At 63.5% G+C, this 16,275-nt stretch carries 15 protein-coding genes; 8 read left to right on the plus strand and 7 right to left on the minus strand.

Annotated elements, in window-relative coordinates; translation table 11 throughout:
- Window positions 1–51 precede the first annotated feature (51 nt).
- Window positions 52–2,343, minus strand: a complete 2,292-nt coding sequence (locus tag ACIPZH_RS00470) for an acylase (RefSeq protein WP_400634995.1) — start codon at window positions 2,341–2,343, stop codon at window positions 52–54.
- Window positions 2,344–2,563: 220 nt separating this feature from the next.
- Between ACIPZH_RS00470 and ACIPZH_RS00475 the strand changes: the two genes are divergently transcribed.
- A complete protein-coding gene (locus tag ACIPZH_RS00475) occupies window positions 2,564–2,938 on the plus strand; it encodes a fe2+ zn2+ uptake regulation protein (RefSeq protein ID WP_241805789.1) in 375 nt (124 codons plus the stop codon).
- Between the two features lie 36 nt (window positions 2,939–2,974).
- Here the strand turns inward: ACIPZH_RS00475 and ACIPZH_RS00480 are convergent, their stop codons facing one another.
- Window positions 2,975–3,163, minus strand: coding sequence for a hypothetical protein (locus ACIPZH_RS00480; protein WP_016394938.1), 189 nt, complete (start codon window positions 3,161–3,163; stop codon window positions 2,975–2,977).
- 150 nt (window positions 3,164–3,313) lie between these two features.
- Between ACIPZH_RS00480 and ACIPZH_RS00485 the strand changes: the two genes are divergently transcribed.
- The 4 genes from ACIPZH_RS00485 to ACIPZH_RS00500 all read left to right on the plus strand — a co-directional run bounded on the left by ACIPZH_RS00485 (window position 3,314) and on the right by ACIPZH_RS00500 (window position 5,777).
- The gene (locus tag ACIPZH_RS00485; protein ID WP_400634541.1) at window positions 3,314–3,814 is read left to right on the plus strand and encodes a hypothetical protein; all 501 of its coding nucleotides are present in this window, start codon (window positions 3,314–3,316) and stop codon (window positions 3,812–3,814) included.
- A gap of 232 nt (window positions 3,815–4,046) precedes the next feature.
- Window positions 4,047–4,427, plus strand: coding sequence for a Mor transcription activator family protein (locus ACIPZH_RS00490; protein ID WP_400634543.1), 381 nt, complete (start codon window positions 4,047–4,049; stop codon window positions 4,425–4,427).
- A 63-nt stretch (window positions 4,428–4,490) separates the two neighbouring features.
- Entirely contained in the window at window positions 4,491–5,147 is a 657-nt protein-coding gene (locus ACIPZH_RS00495) for a DUF2589 domain-containing protein (protein WP_400624955.1), read from the plus strand.
- 72 nt (window positions 5,148–5,219) lie between these two features.
- On the plus strand, window positions 5,220–5,777 hold the full coding sequence (locus ACIPZH_RS00500) for a DUF2589 domain-containing protein (protein ID WP_241805793.1): 558 nt from the start codon (window positions 5,220–5,222) through the stop codon (window positions 5,775–5,777).
- 9 nt (window positions 5,778–5,786) lie between these two features.
- Here the strand turns inward: ACIPZH_RS00500 and ACIPZH_RS00505 are convergent, their stop codons facing one another.
- Genes ACIPZH_RS00505 through ACIPZH_RS00515 form a run of 3 tightly spaced genes read right to left on the minus strand, consistent with a single transcriptional unit; the run spans window position 5,787 to window position 11,902 of the window.
- Window positions 5,787–9,461 (minus strand): translocation/assembly module TamB domain-containing protein, encoded by a 3,675-nt coding sequence (locus ACIPZH_RS00505; protein ID WP_400634545.1) that lies wholly within the window; start codon window positions 9,459–9,461, stop codon window positions 5,787–5,789.
- On the minus strand, window positions 9,458–11,200 hold the full coding sequence (locus tag ACIPZH_RS00510; RefSeq protein ID WP_400634547.1) for an autotransporter assembly complex family protein: 1,743 nt from the start codon (window positions 11,198–11,200) through the stop codon (window positions 9,458–9,460). The genes ACIPZH_RS00505 and ACIPZH_RS00510 overlap by 4 nt, the downstream gene beginning before the upstream one ends.
- 51 nt (window positions 11,201–11,251) lie before the next feature.
- On the minus strand, window positions 11,252–11,902 hold the full coding sequence (locus ACIPZH_RS00515; protein WP_400634549.1) for a GNAT family N-acetyltransferase: 651 nt from the start codon (window positions 11,900–11,902) through the stop codon (window positions 11,252–11,254).
- Between the two features lie 163 nt (window positions 11,903–12,065).
- Between ACIPZH_RS00515 and xthA the strand changes: the two genes are divergently transcribed.
- On the plus strand, window positions 12,066–12,878 hold the full coding sequence (gene xthA / locus ACIPZH_RS00520; protein WP_400634551.1) for an exodeoxyribonuclease III: 813 nt from the start codon (window positions 12,066–12,068) through the stop codon (window positions 12,876–12,878).
- A 348-nt stretch (window positions 12,879–13,226) separates the two neighbouring features.
- Here the strand turns inward: xthA and ACIPZH_RS00525 are convergent, their stop codons facing one another.
- Window positions 13,227–13,979: an anti-sigma factor family protein gene (locus ACIPZH_RS00525; protein ID WP_400634553.1), complete on the minus strand. Its 753-nt coding sequence runs from the start codon at window positions 13,977–13,979 to the stop codon at window positions 13,227–13,229.
- Window positions 13,976–14,497: a sigma-70 family RNA polymerase sigma factor gene (locus ACIPZH_RS00530; RefSeq protein ID WP_241805798.1), complete on the minus strand. Its 522-nt coding sequence runs from the start codon at window positions 14,495–14,497 to the stop codon at window positions 13,976–13,978. The genes ACIPZH_RS00525 and ACIPZH_RS00530 overlap by 4 nt, the downstream gene beginning before the upstream one ends.
- A gap of 129 nt (window positions 14,498–14,626) precedes the next feature.
- Here ACIPZH_RS00530 and ACIPZH_RS00535 point away from each other — a divergent pair, with 129 nt between their 5' ends.
- Both ACIPZH_RS00535 and ACIPZH_RS00540 read left to right on the plus strand, forming a co-directional pair.
- On the plus strand, window positions 14,627–15,673 hold the full coding sequence (locus ACIPZH_RS00535; protein ID WP_400634555.1) for a catalase family peroxidase: 1,047 nt from the start codon (window positions 14,627–14,629) through the stop codon (window positions 15,671–15,673).
- Window positions 15,670–16,203 carry a cytochrome b gene (locus tag ACIPZH_RS00540; RefSeq protein ID WP_267823368.1) on the plus strand — a complete coding sequence of 178 codons (534 nt, stop codon included), beginning with the start codon at window positions 15,670–15,672 and terminating at the stop codon, window positions 16,201–16,203. The genes ACIPZH_RS00535 and ACIPZH_RS00540 overlap by 4 nt, the downstream gene beginning before the upstream one ends.
- Window positions 16,204–16,275: the final 72 nt, after the last annotated feature.

The raw sequence follows: 16,275 nt of genomic DNA on the forward strand, positions 1-16,275 counted from the left end.
GAACCTGTAGATGCCGGCTTGCGGGCGATCAGGCCGGTACTGGTTTGCGACTCAAGGCCGGCTCGCCACCGCCGCCTTGTCACCCTCGCTGATCACATACTGCCGATACTCAGGGTCAGCCTTGATTTGCGCCTCGGTGAACGGAATGGGCGCCAACTGCTTGGCCGAGAAGGCCTTGGTCTGGTCGCTCGAATGGGCCGAAGCGGCTTCGCTGGACTGCGAGAAGGCCAACAGCCCCCGCGCCTGCGGCCCATCCTCGGTGAAACTGACCAGTTGCAGGTAACTGGTGCCACTGACCACCAAGCGCTTGCCCCGCCCATGCGGGATGCTGTAGATCGCGTTGTACACCCCCATCGCCTGCGCGCCGCCCGGTACCGGCGTGCCATCGGCCGCCTGCTGGATCTGCCCCCAACGGCTGCCTTCAGCAACCCCGGCTTTGGCGACCTGCTGCAGGGAGGCCAGCGCCGCTTCGCGCAGCAACGTGCGCACCGCGGCCTGCTCCACTGCCAACCCGCGGGGGGTGTGTTGCGGGTCTGCCGGATCAAACGCCACCCGCCAGCTTTGCGGATGCCTGGCCATGTTTTCGACGATGTTCTGGAAATGCACCAGGCCAATCCCACTGTCAAGGTCAGCCTTGCCGTCCCAGCTTGCCAGGCTCGAACATAACGCCTGCAAATCGGCCTCAGCGCCTTTGCACCATTGCAGCAAGTCTGGGAGCACCAGGCTGGCCAGGTAGACCTCGTCATCCATCACCATACGCTGCAGGTCCTCCACGCCCAGCTTGGCCTTGCCTTGCAGGCGCTCGAGCGCAAAGCGCCCGCGCATACCCAAGGGCTGGTCGCTGCGGCTGATCAGCGGTGAGTAACCGGTCAACGGCTGGGCGGGGTTGGTCATCCACGCCGGGTCGTTGGAGCTCTGCACGAAATCGTTGCGCGCAAGGCTGGGCAACAGACGTGGCGGGAAGATGCCAGGCTGCGCCGCCTGGGCATCGACCTTCCACTGGCAGGCGCTGCGTGAGCCATCGAGCACTACCAGCGGGCCTTGCGCCGCCGGGTTGCTGCACTGGCTGAGCAACTGCTGGTCCACGTAGGGCACCACCGACTGGTTAAGGTAGAGCGCCTTACCGCCCGAATCGACAGCCAAGGTGTTGACCCAGGGTATGCCTTGCAACTGCTCGATCGAGCCCTGCAGTGCCGCCAGGCTATCGGCACGGTTGATGCGATACCACTGCTGCAGCACACGGGTATTGTCCAGATTGGCGTCACGCAGGCTGTAGGCCGTTTTGCTGTCCCAGTCCAGGCGGCCTGGCCACTGCACCACGGGCCCGAATTTCGAGCTGTAGACCTGGCGCTCCACCTGGCTCAGTGTGCCATCTTCAGCCTTGACCGTGACACTCACAGCCTGCTGGGTCAGGGGCAAGGACTTGCCATCGAACAGGTAGCGCGTCGGGTCTTGCGGGTCCAGTTGCAGTTTATAGAGCGTGAAGTGTTTGGAAGTATCGACCGTATGAGTCCAGGCCAGATGACGGTTGAAACCAATGTTCACTACCGGCAAACCAGGCAGTGCGGCCCCCATCACGTCCAGCTGGCCAGGGATGGACAGCTGCATCTGGTAGAAGCGCATCCCGCCCATCCAGGGGAAATGCGGGTTGGCCAACAACAGGCCGCGGCCGTTGGCCGAACGCTCTGCGCCCACGGCAACGGCATTGCTGCCCCGTTCCGAAGCGAAACGCTGTTGCTGGGCCAGTGCCTCGCCGAACGTGTGCGCTGCCTGCTGGCTGGTCAACTGTGGCGGTTGAGCACCCGCCAACGCTTCGGCGAATTGCCCCAACCCGCCCTCCGCCAGCAGACGGCGGGTCAGCTTGATCAGGTCCAGACTGGTGATCGGCCGCAACCACTGGCCATCCCCGCATTCTGCCGGCAGCCCTTGGCTACGGCGCTCGGCCAGGGCGCGGTTGAAACCACTGGCATAGCCTTCCAGCAAATCGCGCACCTCAGAGGGTTGGGCCTGGAGGAAGCTGTTGACCGAGGTCGGCGTATTGAGCCAGGTGAAGAACAGGTCGCTGGCCAGGTTATCGCGCTGCTCGAGGGTTTTGCCCTGCGCGCCAAAAAAGCGCGAGCGTTCACCGTTGACCGTCAGCACTTCATTGGCCAGCAGGCATAGGTTGTCTTGGCCATAGGCATAACCGATGCCGTAACCCAGACCGCGCTCATCCTTGGCCACGATATGCGGCACGCCGAAACTGGTGCGCCGGATTTGCGCAGTGGCATCGCTACTGGCCGCTTGCGCCTGCGCGGCGAGGCTTGAGGCAACCAACGCGGCCGCAAGGCCAACGCAGGTCATGGGTCTTGAAATTGAGAGCACGGGCACTCCTGGGCTTCTGGGATCATTCCCAATCAGACGAACACCCAGATGAAAATTTTACGCAGCAGGCGTGTCAGATTCGTCTTCATGACACAGGCAGCGATTTTTTTTGCGCAAAAGCTGCAGTTTCTCCGCGCTCATTCGTCCTAGTAAGTGAGGCACCCATATTTCGGGACAGTCCACGAAAAGGAGCATTCACATGTACAACCCGCAACCTTCACTTCAGCCCGGGCGAACCCCGGCCGAGGCGGCCAATGGACAGGACGCCTGCGGGGAAGAGCGTGTCGGCAACGAACAGATCCGCGAGTTGCTGCGCACCTATGGGCTGCGTACCAGCCTGATCCGCCTCAAAGTGATCGATGCCCTGCACAGTGCCGGCCGCGCCGGGCGCAGCATTGGCGTGCGCGGGGTGCACGCGCACCTGGAACAACTGGATATTCCGCTGTCGTTTCTCAGTGTGCGGGAGGTGCTCAAGCGACTGTGCGCAGAGGGCGTGATCCACTTGGGCAACGACAAGTGCTACAGCCTCAACCCGCAAGCGCGCGCCGTGCTCGAGCAGCCCTCTTCGCGCTGAGCGCAAGGCCGGCCATCGCTGGCCGGCCGGCAAGGGTCAGGGCTTGACCTTGCGCCGCAGAATCCCGTTGATCACGACCACCACGACTGCAATGGCGATGGCCAGCATCTGGAAGGTCTGTTCACTGATGGTGCCCTGTTTCTGCAGGTGCGACAGGCCCAGCATGAGGCCCAGCACCACCAGGATGATCAGAATCGAATATTTGAGGCGCTGCACGTGTGTCATCGATAGTTCCTTGCAACATCGGGGGCAAATGGCTCGCAACGAGCCGGCGCCATGATACAACGCCCGTGGCTTTTGGCGCTGCATTTCCTGCTTAGCGCGGCCCCTCAAGCCTGAAAGCATTGGCCTCCCTACCCCCAAGTTGGAGGCTCCATGCTCAAGCCCGCCCTGCTCATTCTGTTGTTACTCCCCGCTCTGCCCACCCACGCGCTGGATGTCCGCCAGATACCGCCTGAACGATTGCTTGAACTGGGCCGCGAACTGGCGGCCCACGCCGGCAGCAGTCAATGGCAGCAGTTATGGCAGCGAACGAGGGCGGCCGGGCACCTGATCGCCGAGCCTGGCCACGCCCATTTCACCCTCGAGCAGCCGCAGCTGCCCAAGCTCGCCTACGAAACCTTGGCCAACGCCGGGCAGGTCGAAGCCGTAGGCAAGACCCTGGCGCTCTACCGCAGGTCCTTCCCCGATAAGGTACTGGGCCGGCACGACAAACAATCGCTCAGTGCACTCTGCCTCGTGGTGGATTGGCGCAGCCTGCCTCAAACCATGGCCAGTCGGCCCCACGCCTACCTCGCCAACGTGAGCTTGATGCATGTTTACCCCTGCGTTGAGGGTACTGGCACCCAGTTGCCTCACGGAAAAGCGCCCCCCTGAGTATCAACGCCTGTAGGGCAACGCCAGAGCGATGTCCTACAACCCGCGAAATCGTTGCCTTCAAATCCTGCACCTTGAGGCTACAACAGCTGGACCACTTGGCGCCTAGCGACAGTCTTCGTCACTCACTGACAATCCGCTCATGCCAGCGACAGAGCGCCGATGCTAATCGCCGACACGTCATTGCGGCATATCCAAGCATCGCGCCCCATCAACCGCGAGGGAGCCACATATGGAATTGCAAGATCTCACAGCCATAGACATCAGCCAGCTACCGCATTCGCTGCAGTCCCTGATCGAGTGTATCGGCATCGAAAACGCCTACCAGCTCACCTGTGCCTTTGGCGGCAGACCCAAGTACATCCCCAAGCACCGCGAGCGAACCAAGCTCGCCGAGATACTCCCGCGTGAGGCCCTCGACGCCCTGATCAAGCGCTTTGCCGGTGTGGCGCTGGAAATTCCCAAGCCAGACCACTTCCTGCGGCAATTGCGCAACCTGCAAATCCAGAAAGAAAGCGCCGAGGGCCTGTCACGCAGCCTGTTGGCCGACAAGTACGGCCTGAGCCTGCGCCAGATCGGCAATATCCGTCGCCAGGAGCCTTGCACGCGCTGACGACACCCACCCGGCCGCACTGACGGCCGTCTTTGCAGCACCCATTAAAAAGAGAATCGAGCTATGTCCATCGACAACAGCCTAATCGGATCGGTCATCAATGCCTTGCCCATGGACCGGATGATCGCCGGGCCACTACAAGCCATGGTTCAGGCGCAGGTCACTGCGAGCAAGTCCTATGCGGACTTCCTCATGCAGGTCTGCGTACAGGATGGCAAAGCGGTTGCCATCCAGTTCGACTATGACGAGACCATCGTCAACGAACAGGGCGAATACAAAGGTGTCGTCAACAAGTCCATGAAGGTGCCGCTGCTGGCGGCCATCACCCACCCCAACATTGTCATTGAAGAAGGAACGGTCGACTTTGAACTGACCATCAGCCAAGCGGCTGAGGATTTCAGTGAGTCCAGCAAAAGTGGCGAAGTGGCTGGGTCACTCGGCTGGGGCCCTTTCAAGCTGGACATGAAGGGCAGCATCAGCCACAAGTCCACGCAGACCCGCAAGACCGATACCCGCGCCCGCTACGCGTTCAATACCACCTTACGCCGCCAGGACCCGCCAGAGGCCGTGATGAGAGTCATCGATTTTCTCACCGATGCCGCCACCAAACCAACGGTGGTACCTAACTCGACCCTGCAGAGCACCGATACGATTTCCGATGCCGACGTACTGAAGGGCGATACAGCGAACACCCCCTCCCCAAGTCCCAGCACGCCCTGACGCTTAGCCCTGTCTCAAAATGTCCGCCTCGCTGAGCACAGCGGGGCTCCCGTGTACCAAGGAGACAAGTGAGTGGACAATCACCCTGCCCCCATGACCGCGATCGACCTGCGGGATATCACCCGTGGCCTGCAGGAGGCCGCAGCGGCCACCAATAGCCTGATTGCCCAGCAGTACATCAATCTGTTCGACCACTTCTTCGACATCGACCCCCAGGCGCTCGGGGCACCTATGAAGGCCAAGATGGTCGAGGTCGCCATGGACGACCAGCATGTGATACGCGTGCCGTTGTTCGCCCTGGTATCACCCAAGGGGCTGGCCCTGGAGCGCATGCAAGTCGACCTCTCGGTGCGCGTCAACGGCACGGAGGCGCTGCGCGCGATGCAGGCCAACGCTGAGGCCGGCGGTGCAGCGGCATTCAAGGTCACGATCGGCGCCCAGGGCCGCCAGGGCGAAACGCGAGACCCGGACGAGGTGCAGATCCGCATGCAGTTTCAGGCCAGCGACCCCCCCGAAGCGCTGAACCGCCTGATCGAGGAATACACCAAACTGATCAACCCCACCCGCAAGCCACCTGCTGCGCCCGGCCCTGATACCAACGAGTTCATCGAGGCCGCCACCGTGCGTTGATGGCGCCCTTCAGAAGTCGCGCTTATAGAAAATATCCAGCGAACTGGCCAGGCCGCTCGCCGCCTCGAGATAAACCCTCTTGCTCAGTTTGTAGCGCAACGCAATGGTATTGGCCGGCTCGAACACCCCTACCCCATATCGCAGGCTCAGCTTCTCGGTCAGGTTGCCGCTGGCCACCACACTGGTGGTATTGCCCGAGCCCTCGGTGTCCAGCTGGAAGTCGTCAATCCCCAGGCTGGACGCGATGCTGCCGGTAACCCCTGCGCTGCCCGCCAGGCCCAGGCCCAGGGCCGCCTCGGCCAACATGTTGTTGTCCTCGCCCGAAGTGCCCAGCGGGCGGCCCAGCACCAGGTAGGACAGCGCCTGTTCCTGGCTCATCGCCGGTTCCGAGAACACTTGGGTAGTAGGCTGCTCGGCACTCCCGCTCAGGCGGATACCGGCGATCACGTCATCAACTTGGCGGATGGCCTCGATGTCCAGGTAGGGCTGGTCGATGGGCCCGGCGAACAGCAAGCGCGCTCGGCGGATGGTCAGGCGCTGACCATAGGCGCGGTAACGTCCGTCAGCCAGGCCCAACTCACCACGGGTGTCCATGTTATCGCCGATGTGTACATGGCCGAGCAAGTTGGCGGTAAGCCCAAACCCGCTGAACGACAGTTTGTCCTGCCCCACTTCGACATCTATGTCCATGGCCATCGCCATCGGCGTTTTGCCTTCCTCGGTCTGGTGGCCGACGATGACCGTGTCGTCGGATACCTTCACGGTCGATGGCGGCAGCTCGCGCACCGTGATCTTGCCCTTGGGCACCTGCACCTTGCCGGACACCGCCAGTTTGTCGTCGATCAGGCGCAGGTTCAGGTCAGGCGCGACTTCAAGCGTTGCATAGGGTTCTACGGTCACCGGCAACTGCTGGCCCTGCAGGCGCAGGTTCATGCCCAGGGCCTGGCCCCAGGTCAGGTCGCCGCTCAGCCGGCCACGGCCCGCCTCGCCACTGCGCCAGCCACCGTTCAGCTGAACCTGCTCGCCAGCGATCAAGGCTTGCAGCGACAGGTCCTGCATGCTGACGGGCAACTCAGCACCACTGACCTCGCCACCACTGAGCATCAGGTTGCCGTTGACTTTGGGCGCCAGCAAGGTGCCGGACAACTGGCCACTGCCATTCAATTGGCCTGCCAGCCGCTCGACCATCGGTACGAAAGGCCGGGCAACCGACAGGTCCAGGCCGGCGAGGCGGAAGTCACCCGACAATGGCTTGTCCTTGCCCAGCGGGTCGAGACGGGCGTTCAGGCGCAACTCGCCAAGGCGCTCGCCACGGAAATTCAGCTGCGTATCGATGCGCCGAGGAGCCAGGGTGCTGTCCAGGCGCAGCGCCTGGTAAGGGAAGTCGATCCAGCGCCCATTGTCCCGCACCCTCAGCGTGCCGCCGCTGGCATCGACGCGCACGGTCCCCTTGGGGCCGCTGGCCGGGATGTCCAGATTGACGTCAGCGTTGAGCAGCCCCTGCCAGGCGAAATCCTTCGGCAACCATTGAGCCAGGCTGTCCAGCGGGAACTGTTTGAGGTGATAACGCAGGCGCGGCTCCGGTGCCAGGCGTTGGTCCTCGCCACACAGGCTGGCCTGACCGGAGCGCCAGCAGTGGGCGCCGAAGTCCAGTTGGCCGCTGGCCAGGCGCTGCAGGCGAGCCGGCGCCTGCAATTGCCAGTCCTGGCCACCGGCCTGGACTCTGCCGCTGGCCAGCCGCCCACGCCAGTCGTCCTTGCTCAACTGGCCGTCGAGCCCCAGGTCAAGCTTCAGCAGCGGGCCATCGAGCCCCAGGGTCAGGGCTTGCTGGCGGATATCGCCCTTGCCGTTGGCCTGCAAGGTGCCCAGCACCGTATCGCCCAGGCGGATGCCACTGGCCTTCAGGTCGACCAACCCACGCTGGGCGTTGTCCAGGCGTGCGTTGAGGTCAAGACGCTGGATCCGGTTCTGCTCCTGCGCCACCTGCTGCCCTTGCAGGGTCAGGGTACCTTGGGGAGCGCTGAGCGTGCCGCTGGCATCCAGCCGCCCTTTTACCTGGCCTTGCAGCCCGGGCCACAGTTGCCCGAGCCGGGGCAGGTCGAGGTCGACACGCCCGGCCAGGCGCTGTTGCAGGCTGCCACTGCCGTTGATGCGGTTGTCGCCCAACTGCACGGCCAGCGTACCGAGGGTCCAGCGCTGGCCGGCGCCTTCGGCCTGTACCTTGAGCATTGCCGGCTGGCCGCGCAGGCGCCCCTTCAGGTCAAGCTGGGCATCGAGGTTGAGCTGCTCACCCTTCATTTCACCTTTGCTGCGCAACGGGCCAGCCAAGGTGCCGGGCAGTTCGGCGAGCCAGTAGGCAGGGTCGAGTGCCGACAGCTGCAGGTCAACGTCCCAGGCCAAGGTATCGGCAAAGCGCACCGCGACACTGCCGGCAGCCTTGCCTTGCCCGGCCGTCAGGGCCAACTGCGGCAAGCGCACCTGGCCAAGGTCACCCTCGAAGGGGCTGGCCAGGGTAAAGGCCCCAGCCGGGCCGTCGAGGTCGCCATTGAACGTCCCCTGGTAACTGCCATCGCGGTATTGCACCTGCGCGGTCAAGCGCTTGAGCGTGACCTCTGGCGGCGTGTCCAATGGGTACAAACGCAGCCAAGGGAAATCCTGCCAATCGAGCTGGGCATTGGCCGCCAGGCCTTGCTGCCAGTCGGCGCTGGCCTGCAGCTTCAGGTGCTGGGTGTCGCTTGCAGCAAGGTCCAACGCCTGGATGTCCGCCCCTTTGGCATCTACCTTGCCGTTGAGCAGCAAGGCGATCGGTGCCTGTTCGGCCGGCAGGCTGGCGCTACCAGACACCTGATACCCCTTGAGCAGATCGCCCTCGGCGTCGAGCTTGAGCTGGTTGAGCTGCAGCGTATCCGGTAGCGTCTGCGCGGGCTTGAAGGCATCGGAGCGCAGTTGCAACCTGGCTGGCAAGTGCTCGGCCAGTGCCTGCAACTCACCGGTCAGACGCGCGTTGAGATAGCCGCTGCTGGTCGCATCCAGTTCGAGGGTTTTCTGCAACTCGCCCTTGGCGGTAAGTGCAAGTTGCCAGGCCTGCCCTTGCACGGCTGGCAGTTGCACCTGCCCCTGCAGTTGCACCGGCCAGTCACCCTCGGGCTGCAGATCGCCCTGCACATTCACGTGCAGGTCGTCGCGCTGCAGTTGCAGGCTGTCGATCTTCAGCCCTGTGGCAGTCCAGTGCGCCGCCAGGTGCAGATCGCCGAGCAGGTCGCTGCCATCGAGGCGCACCTGGCCAACCTTGACATCCCCCAGCTCGATGGCCACCGGCAGCCGCAAAACCGGTAACTGCAGCGGCCCGCTGTCGGCAGGTTGATCGCTCGGCGCGAATGCCATGTCGATCCGCTGGGCATGCAGTTGATCGATGCACAGCGTTGCCCGCAACAAACAGCCAGGCGTCCAGTTCAGCAGCGGAGCTTGCACGTCGACGCGGTTGCCGCCGTCAGCCCAGGTCAACTGGCTCGCCTGCCAGCGGCCCGCAAGGCGCCCTTGGAAATCACTGACCTGCAAACCTGGCACGCGCCCGAGTACCCAACGGCTGCCACCTTCGGTGGCCAGTAATGCCCCCAGCGCCAGAACAACCAGCAACACGCTGCCGAGCAGGCCCAGCAGAATGAATTTGAACACACGCATCACAGCTCTGGCCCCATGGAGAAATGCAGGCGGATACCACCGTCGTCATCGAGGGCCTTGGCCAGGTCGAGGCGCAATGGCCCGACCGGCGAAACCCAGCGCACGCCGAAACCGACCCCGGTCTTGAGGCTCGGCAGCTCCAGCGAGTTGAACGAATTGCCCTGGTCGACGAACGTCGCCACACGCCACTTCTCGGTCAGCGAATACTGGTATTCGACGCTGCCTGCGACCAGATAACGGCCACCGATACGGTCGCCGTCGCTATTCTTAGGCGACAGCGTCTGATAGTCGTAGCCGCGCACGCTCTGATCGCCACCGGCGAAGAAGCGCAGCGAGGGCGGGATATTGTTCTTGTAACCGTTGGTGGCGCTGCCTCCGAACTGCAACCTGCCGAGCAAGCGGTGGTTGTGCCCGAGCGTGGTCAGGCCCTTGAGCAGTACGTTGCCATGCAACAGGTTGGTGTCGGACACCAGCCCTTCCTTGGCCACCTGGGTATCGAATTGCAGGCGGTAGCCGTTGTGCGGGTCAATGCGGTTGTCGCTGCGCAAGTAAGAGAAACTTACGCCCGGCATGAGCAGGTTGCTCAGGCCTGAATCGTCGCCAAGGCGATACTCTTCACGCTGGTATTTGAGCGAGATCACGCGCTGCCAGCCACTGGGCAGCTTGCTGTGCCATTCGGGCCCCACGGTCAGCAGCTTGCTGAGCGTGTCTGTGCCGGCGATCTCTTCATTCTGATAGCCGCCAGCGAAACGCAACTTGTCGGTCAGGGGTGGGTCAAGAGGCACGTCGTACCACAGCCCGACGTTTTGCCGGGGGGCAGAAAGCTCTGTCTCCCAGCCGTAGCTATGGCCTTGGGCGTTGACCCAGTGGCGCGTCCAATTGGCTTTGCCGCGCGGCCCGACATCCGTCGAGAAGCCCAGACCAAGGCCCATGGTCCGCGGCTTGCGGGTATCGAGGCGTACGTCCACAGGAATTTGCTCGGCCACTGCGGCAGTGGGCGCGGCATCGACCCTTACACCTTCGAAGTAACCGCTGGACTGCAGATCATTGTTCAGTTCTGCGATCAACTCGGAGTCGTAGGGCGTGCCCGGTTTGAACGAAACCATCCGCTGCAGCAGGTCTTCGTCCAGCGGGGTATCGCCACTGAACCTGACCGCCCCCAAGCGATAGCGTGGGCCGCTCTGATACACCAGTTCGATATCGGCCACCCCGGCCTGCGGGTCGACGGCCAGGCGCTGGCGGGTGAAATGCCCGCTGAAGAAACCGTAGCGTGAGGCCTGGTTCTGGATCAGCCGCTTGGCATCCTCGTAAAGCCCATGGTTGAGTTGCTCACCAGCGCGCAGGGCTTTGCTGTCAGGTACGCGAAACGCCTTCATCTCGCTGGCAGGCCCCTCGATGCGCACGGTCACGTTGCGCAGGCGCACAGGCTCGCCCGGTTCGATATGAAGGATCAGCTTCGCAGGTTCGTCGGCCCTGGCAGAAGGCCTGACCTCGCTATCGATCTGAGCCTGGTAGTAACCCAGCGCTTGCGCCGCTTTTCGCGCCTGCTCCTGAGCCCCGCGACTGAAGCGCAACAGCGCCTCTTCATCGCGGTCCCCAAGGGTACCTACATAGCCTTCGACATTGGCTTTGAGCGCCTTGTTGGCAGGCTTTACCTGCACCAGCAATTCGCTCTGCCCCCATGCTGTGAAACTGGCAACCCAGAAAACCAGGCCCCAAGTCAGTCTTCCTGAATACGTCATGCGGCGCATGCTACCAGAGCCAGGCGCTCAAGGGAGCCGCCTGGCGAGCTTTCAAGTAGTCGGGGAAACTGAAGATACCGGACAGGGATGAAAAAACACCCGTTCACGGATTGGCCCTACAGCCACCTCGCCAATCTCCTGATACCCCTGGCGCTCATAGAACGGGAGGTAATGCTCGTTACCCGAATCCAGCACCACGCCTTGAGTGTTGGGGTCTTCTGCACACCAGTCGTGCACGGCTTGTAACAATTGTTCGCCGTAGTGCTGACCGCGAAACGCCGGATGCACACCCAGAAGCGGCAACATGTGAACCTGCGGTGTTGGCAGGCAGCCGACCAGCGCTGCCTGGTACTCCATGTAACGTCGCGTGCAGCGTTGCCCGGTGCCCAGCAGCATGCGCAGGCGCCAGGCCCAGCTGTCGGCCACGCCCAGGCGGCGCTGCGGCGGCACGATCAGTGCCAATGCGATCAGGCGGTCATCCAGCAACAGGCCAATGGCCGGCAACTGCAGGTAGAAATGCTGACGAACCCACTCGCGTACCATCACGCGCAACCGTCGTTCGTAGCCAGGGCGCTGGGCCTCGAAGATGTAGGCGAAGGTGGGCTCGTTCAGATAAGCGTTGTACAGAAGTGAGCGGGCCTCACGGCTGTAGCCATCATCGAGTGTGCAGACGCGAGCCTGGGCGGCGGTGGCTTCGGGCATTGCGGGCAGACCTCCTGGAGTGGGCATACAGTGCCTTGGAGGAGCCCGGCGGCGCATCGTTCCCCCCGTGAGTGCACGTTAGCAGCGCCTCGGCGAAGCCGCCACGCTGGTGATCAGGGGCGATGTCGGCTAGCATCCGGCCTTTTACCGGGATTGTCTTTCCATGAAGATCGTCTGTTTCAACATCAACGGCCTGCGGGCCCGCCCGCACCAGCTGGCGGCCCTGATCGAAAAGCACCAGCCGGACGTGATCGGCCTGCAGGAAACCAAAGTCAGCGACGATCAGTTCCCCTTGGCCGACGTTCAGGCCTTGGGCTATCACGTGCACTACCACGGGCAAAAAGGCCACTACGGCGTTGCCCTGCTTTCGCGCCAGGCGCCGCTTCGCCTGTTCAAAGGCTTTGCCACGGACGAAGAAGACGCGCAGCGCCGTTTCATCTGGGGTACGTTCGCTGATGCCAATGGCACACCGATCACCATCATGAATGGTTACTTCCCGCAGGGCGAAAGCCGCGACCACCCCACCAAATTCCCGGCCAAGCAGCGTTTCTACAGCGACCTGCAGGCGTTGCTGGAGGGGCAGTTCCAGCACGACCAGCCCGTGCTGGTGATGGGCGACATGAACATCTCGCCCCAGGACTGCGACATCGGTATTGGCCCTGACAACGCCAAGCGCTGGTTGAAAACAGGCAAGTGCAGCTTCCTCCCCGAGGAGCGCGAGTGGATGGAGCGCCTCAAGGGCTGGGGGCTGGTGGACAGTTTCCGCCACCTGCATCCTGAGGTAACGGACCGCTTCAGTTGGTTCGACTACCGTAGCCGCGGCTTCGAGGACGACCCCAAGCGTGGCCTGCGCATCGACCTGATCATGGCTTCGCAGCACCTGGTGCCGCGGATCAAGGCAGCGGGTGTGGACTATGAGCTGCGCGCGATGGAAAAACCCTCCGACCATGCGCCGATCTGGCTGGAGTTGAGCTGACCGGCTAGGGGCGATGCAGGCACTGTGGTGAATGGCACCGGCTTCGCCGGTGATCGCCGGCAAGCCGGCTCCCACAAGGATCGCGCCAGCTTTTAGACGTTGAGCAAGACGATTCCTCTCACAGGGGGGACTGTCGTACCCAATTGCTAAAAGTTGACGCGATTCTTTTAGTGGGAGCCGGCTTGCCGGCGATGAGGCTCGCCCTGCCAGCGACCGACTAACCGGCAAGACCACCGAGTTTCCGGGCCAACCGCTCTCACAGAAGTTGCGTCAACTTCCAGAAATTGGGTAAGGCTGTTACTCCAGCGCACACGTTGCTCAATGGCCCGTGACCGGGCTTACCCAACCCTAAAGGCCCGAACGCAAGGCCTCCCCCACCCCGGCCCCGCGCACATCATCCGCCGCACTGACCAAGGCAAAGTTGTAGGCCCCATGCGACCAGTACCTCGCCTCCAGTTGGCCATCGACACGCTGCCCTTGCGGCATGCGTTCGAAACGCTCACCAGGTGAGCGCAGGAACAGGCTGATGCGCTGCCCTTGGCGGTCCTGGAACACCAGCAACGCCGCAGGCCCCTGCTCATTGCTCAACAATCGTGCCCCCACAGGCTGGAACCCGTAACCGGTCAAGTCAGGCAATTGCCCCACCCTGCTGAAATGCCTGCCCAGCCAGTCGCGCAACTGCGTGGGGTCACTGGCCTGGATATCCAGCGCCTCACTGCCGGCGAACAAACGATGTGCCTGGACCGCATCGGCCATGGGCAACGCGCTCCCTGCCAACGTGACCTGCCGCGCCTGCCAACCACCCACCCCGCCCACGCCCAGTGCCAGCAGCAGCACTGCAGCCGACGCCAGGCGCCGCTGGCGCCGTTGACGCACACGCCGTTGCAACTGGCCGAGATCCAACTGCGCCGCCCCGGGTTGATCACCGAAACCGGCCAGGGCCGTGCGCAAGCGCCGAGCATCGTTGCGCCAGGCTTCGATACGTGCAGCTTGCTGAGGGTTGGCCGCCAGCCAGGCCTGCACCTCGGCACGCCGCGTCGGCTCGAGTCGGTCATCAACGTAGGCATGCAACTCGTCTTCGCTGGGTATCAGGCGCGTCATTTCAGTCTCCGCAGAGCCGGGGGCTGGGGGTTGCCCTCGGTCAGTTCACGCAGGGCGGCACGGGCACGTGACAGGCGCGACATCACCGTGCCGATGGGGATGCCGAGTGTCTGGGCCGCCTCTTTGTAGCTCAGCCCTTCGACACTCACCAACAGCAGCAAGGCACGCTGCTCGGTCGATAGCCGGGCGAAGGCTTGCAGGTCGGCCTGGGCCAGAACGATGCTTTCGATGTTGCCGCCGAGTGCTTCGCTTTCCTGTTCCGCCCGGCCGAACCACGATAACCAGCGGTTGTGCAGGCGCTCACGGCGTTTACCGTCAAGAAACAGCCGGTAAAGAATGGTGAACAACCAGGCACGCAGCGCATCGGCATCACGTTGCTGGGTGCTGCGGCTAAGGGCTCGCTCCACCGTGGCCTGCACCAGGTCGTCGGCGCTGCCCGGTTCGCGGCTCAGCCACAAGGCAAAGCGGCGCAGGCGCTGCAGCAACTCGCGCCACTGCTGTTCGTCCAGGTCGTGCATGGCAAGGTACCGGCTCGGGGGTGGTCAGTGTATGGGGCAGACGCGCGGCCACAAAATATATTCCCACCCATGGAATAAATATTTCCCAGCCCCGTCGTACCGGCATCTTCACTGAACCGGATGAACACCATGAACTCACCCTTGCACGGCCCGGACAAGGCCCTGCGCCTGGCCGGCATTGGCGCCGTGATGCTGGCCTTGGGCGCAGGCTTTGCCTACGCCGCAGGCTGGATCGGCGGGCCAGAGCTGACCCCGCAACGCATCATCGACACCTTCGAAGCCCAGGCCGGCCACTATCCCGGCTATCGCAAGAACCACGCCAAGGGCCTGTGCGTGAGCGGCTATTTCCAGCCCAGCGGCCAGGCCGCCGCGCTATCGACAGCACGCGCGTTCACCCAGGATCGCGTATCGGTCATCGGCCGTTTCGCCATCGGTGGCGCCAACCCCTTCGCCCCCGATACCGGCGTCCCGGTGCGCAGCCTGGCCATTGAGCTGAGCACCGACGACGGCCAAGTCTGGCGCACCGGGATGAACAATCCGCCCGTGCTGGCGATCAGCACGCCACAAGGGTTTTACGACCAGGTGCTGGCCAACGCGCCCGACCCTGCTACCGGCAAGCCGGACCCGGCAAAGCAGCAGGCCTTCTTTGCCGCCCACCCGGAAAGCGCCGCCTTCCGCCAATGGGCCGCAAGCTACAAACCCAGCGACAGTTTTGCCAACACCCAGTACCACAGCATCAATGCCTTCCGCCTGATCGATGCCAGTGGCGCTGCGCACCCAGTGCGTTGGCAACTGGAGCCACAAACGCCTTTTGCGGCCTTGCCCGGCAAGGTCGACGACAAGCAGTTCCTGCAGCATGACCTGCAGCAACGCCTGAACCAGGGCCCGTTGCGTTGGACCCTGCGCCTGGTATTGGCCAACCCCGGCGATGCGCAGGACGACCCGGCCCAGCCCTGGCCCGCCGAGCGGCGCAGCGTCGATGCCGGCACCCTGGTCATCGAACAGGTGGATGCACCGGAGCAAGGCGCCTGCCGTGACGTGAATTTCGACCCGTTGATCCTGCCCAGCGGCATCCAGCCCTCCAATGACCCGATCCTCGCTGCCCGTTCGGCGGCCTACTCGGAATCCTTCAACCGCCGCAGCCGCGAAGCCCTCGGCGCAGGAGCCCGCCCATGAAACCTGAAGCCTTCCACCCCCTGGCCCGCCTGGTGCATTGGCTGATGGCGGTTCTGATCATCGCCATGCTGTTCATTGGCGTGAGCATGGTGGGCGACCTCTCGTTGCGCCACCCGGTGCTGGTAGAGCTGCACAAGGCTACGGGCCTGGCCCTGCTGCTTCTGGTAATCGTGCGTATCGGCCTGCGCCTGAGCCTGCCCCACCCCCCTCTGCCACAGGAGCTGCCCGCGCTGCAGCGGCTCGCTGCAGGCGCATCGCACCTGTTGCTCTACGCGTTGATGCTGGCAATGCCGCTATTGGGTTGGGCCATGCTCTCGGCAGGCGGGTACCCTCGCCCACTGCAACTGCCCGCGATCGCCCCGCACGACCTGCAACTGTACGCAATACTGCGCCAGGCGCATGGCTGGGCCGGCTACCTGCTGTTCGCTACGGTGCTGGTGCACCTGGGCGCCGCGCTGATGCATGCGCTGGTGCGCCGGGACGGGGTATTGCGTAGCATGTGGCCAGGGCCGCTGCGCCGCAGTGACTGACGGCAGGTGGTGCATGGGCAGGCCCGACAACCGATGAATGTTCCCATCCATTTGCACGCCGTCTGCCCAACT

The sequence above is a fragment of the Pseudomonas sp. NPDC089758 genome (genome assembly GCF_044748705.1).
In the GTDB taxonomy this organism is placed as follows: Bacteria; Pseudomonadota; Gammaproteobacteria; order Pseudomonadales; family Pseudomonadaceae; genus Aquipseudomonas; species Aquipseudomonas putida_X.

Coding starts and splice junctions, on each gene's coding strand:
- ACIPZH_RS00470 (WP_400634995.1), bottom strand. CDS start 2,343: ATGACCTGCGTTGGCCTTGCGGCCGCGTTGGTTGCCTCAAGCCTCGCC.
- ACIPZH_RS00475 (WP_241805789.1), top strand. CDS start 2,564: ATGTACAACCCGCAACCTTCACTTCAGCCCGGGCGAACCCCGGCCGAG.
- ACIPZH_RS00480 (WP_016394938.1), bottom strand. CDS start 3,163: ATGACACACGTGCAGCGCCTCAAATATTCGATTCTGATCATCCTGGTG.
- ACIPZH_RS00485 (WP_400634541.1), top strand. CDS start 3,314: ATGCTCAAGCCCGCCCTGCTCATTCTGTTGTTACTCCCCGCTCTGCCC.
- ACIPZH_RS00490 (WP_400634543.1), top strand. CDS start 4,047: ATGGAATTGCAAGATCTCACAGCCATAGACATCAGCCAGCTACCGCAT.
- ACIPZH_RS00495 (WP_400624955.1), top strand. CDS start 4,491: ATGTCCATCGACAACAGCCTAATCGGATCGGTCATCAATGCCTTGCCC.
- ACIPZH_RS00510 (WP_400634547.1), bottom strand. CDS start 11,200: ATGACGTATTCAGGAAGACTGACTTGGGGCCTGGTTTTCTGGGTTGCC.
- ACIPZH_RS00515 (WP_400634549.1), bottom strand. CDS start 11,902: ATGCCCGAAGCCACCGCCGCCCAGGCTCGCGTCTGCACACTCGATGAT.
- xthA (WP_400634551.1), top strand. CDS start 12,066: ATGAAGATCGTCTGTTTCAACATCAACGGCCTGCGGGCCCGCCCGCAC.
- ACIPZH_RS00525 (WP_400634553.1), bottom strand. CDS start 13,979: ATGACGCGCCTGATACCCAGCGAAGACGAGTTGCATGCCTACGTTGAT.
- ACIPZH_RS00530 (WP_241805798.1), bottom strand. CDS start 14,497: ATGCACGACCTGGACGAACAGCAGTGGCGCGAGTTGCTGCAGCGCCTG.
- ACIPZH_RS00535 (WP_400634555.1), top strand. CDS start 14,627: ATGAACTCACCCTTGCACGGCCCGGACAAGGCCCTGCGCCTGGCCGGC.
- ACIPZH_RS00540 (WP_267823368.1), top strand. CDS start 15,670: ATGAAACCTGAAGCCTTCCACCCCCTGGCCCGCCTGGTGCATTGGCTG.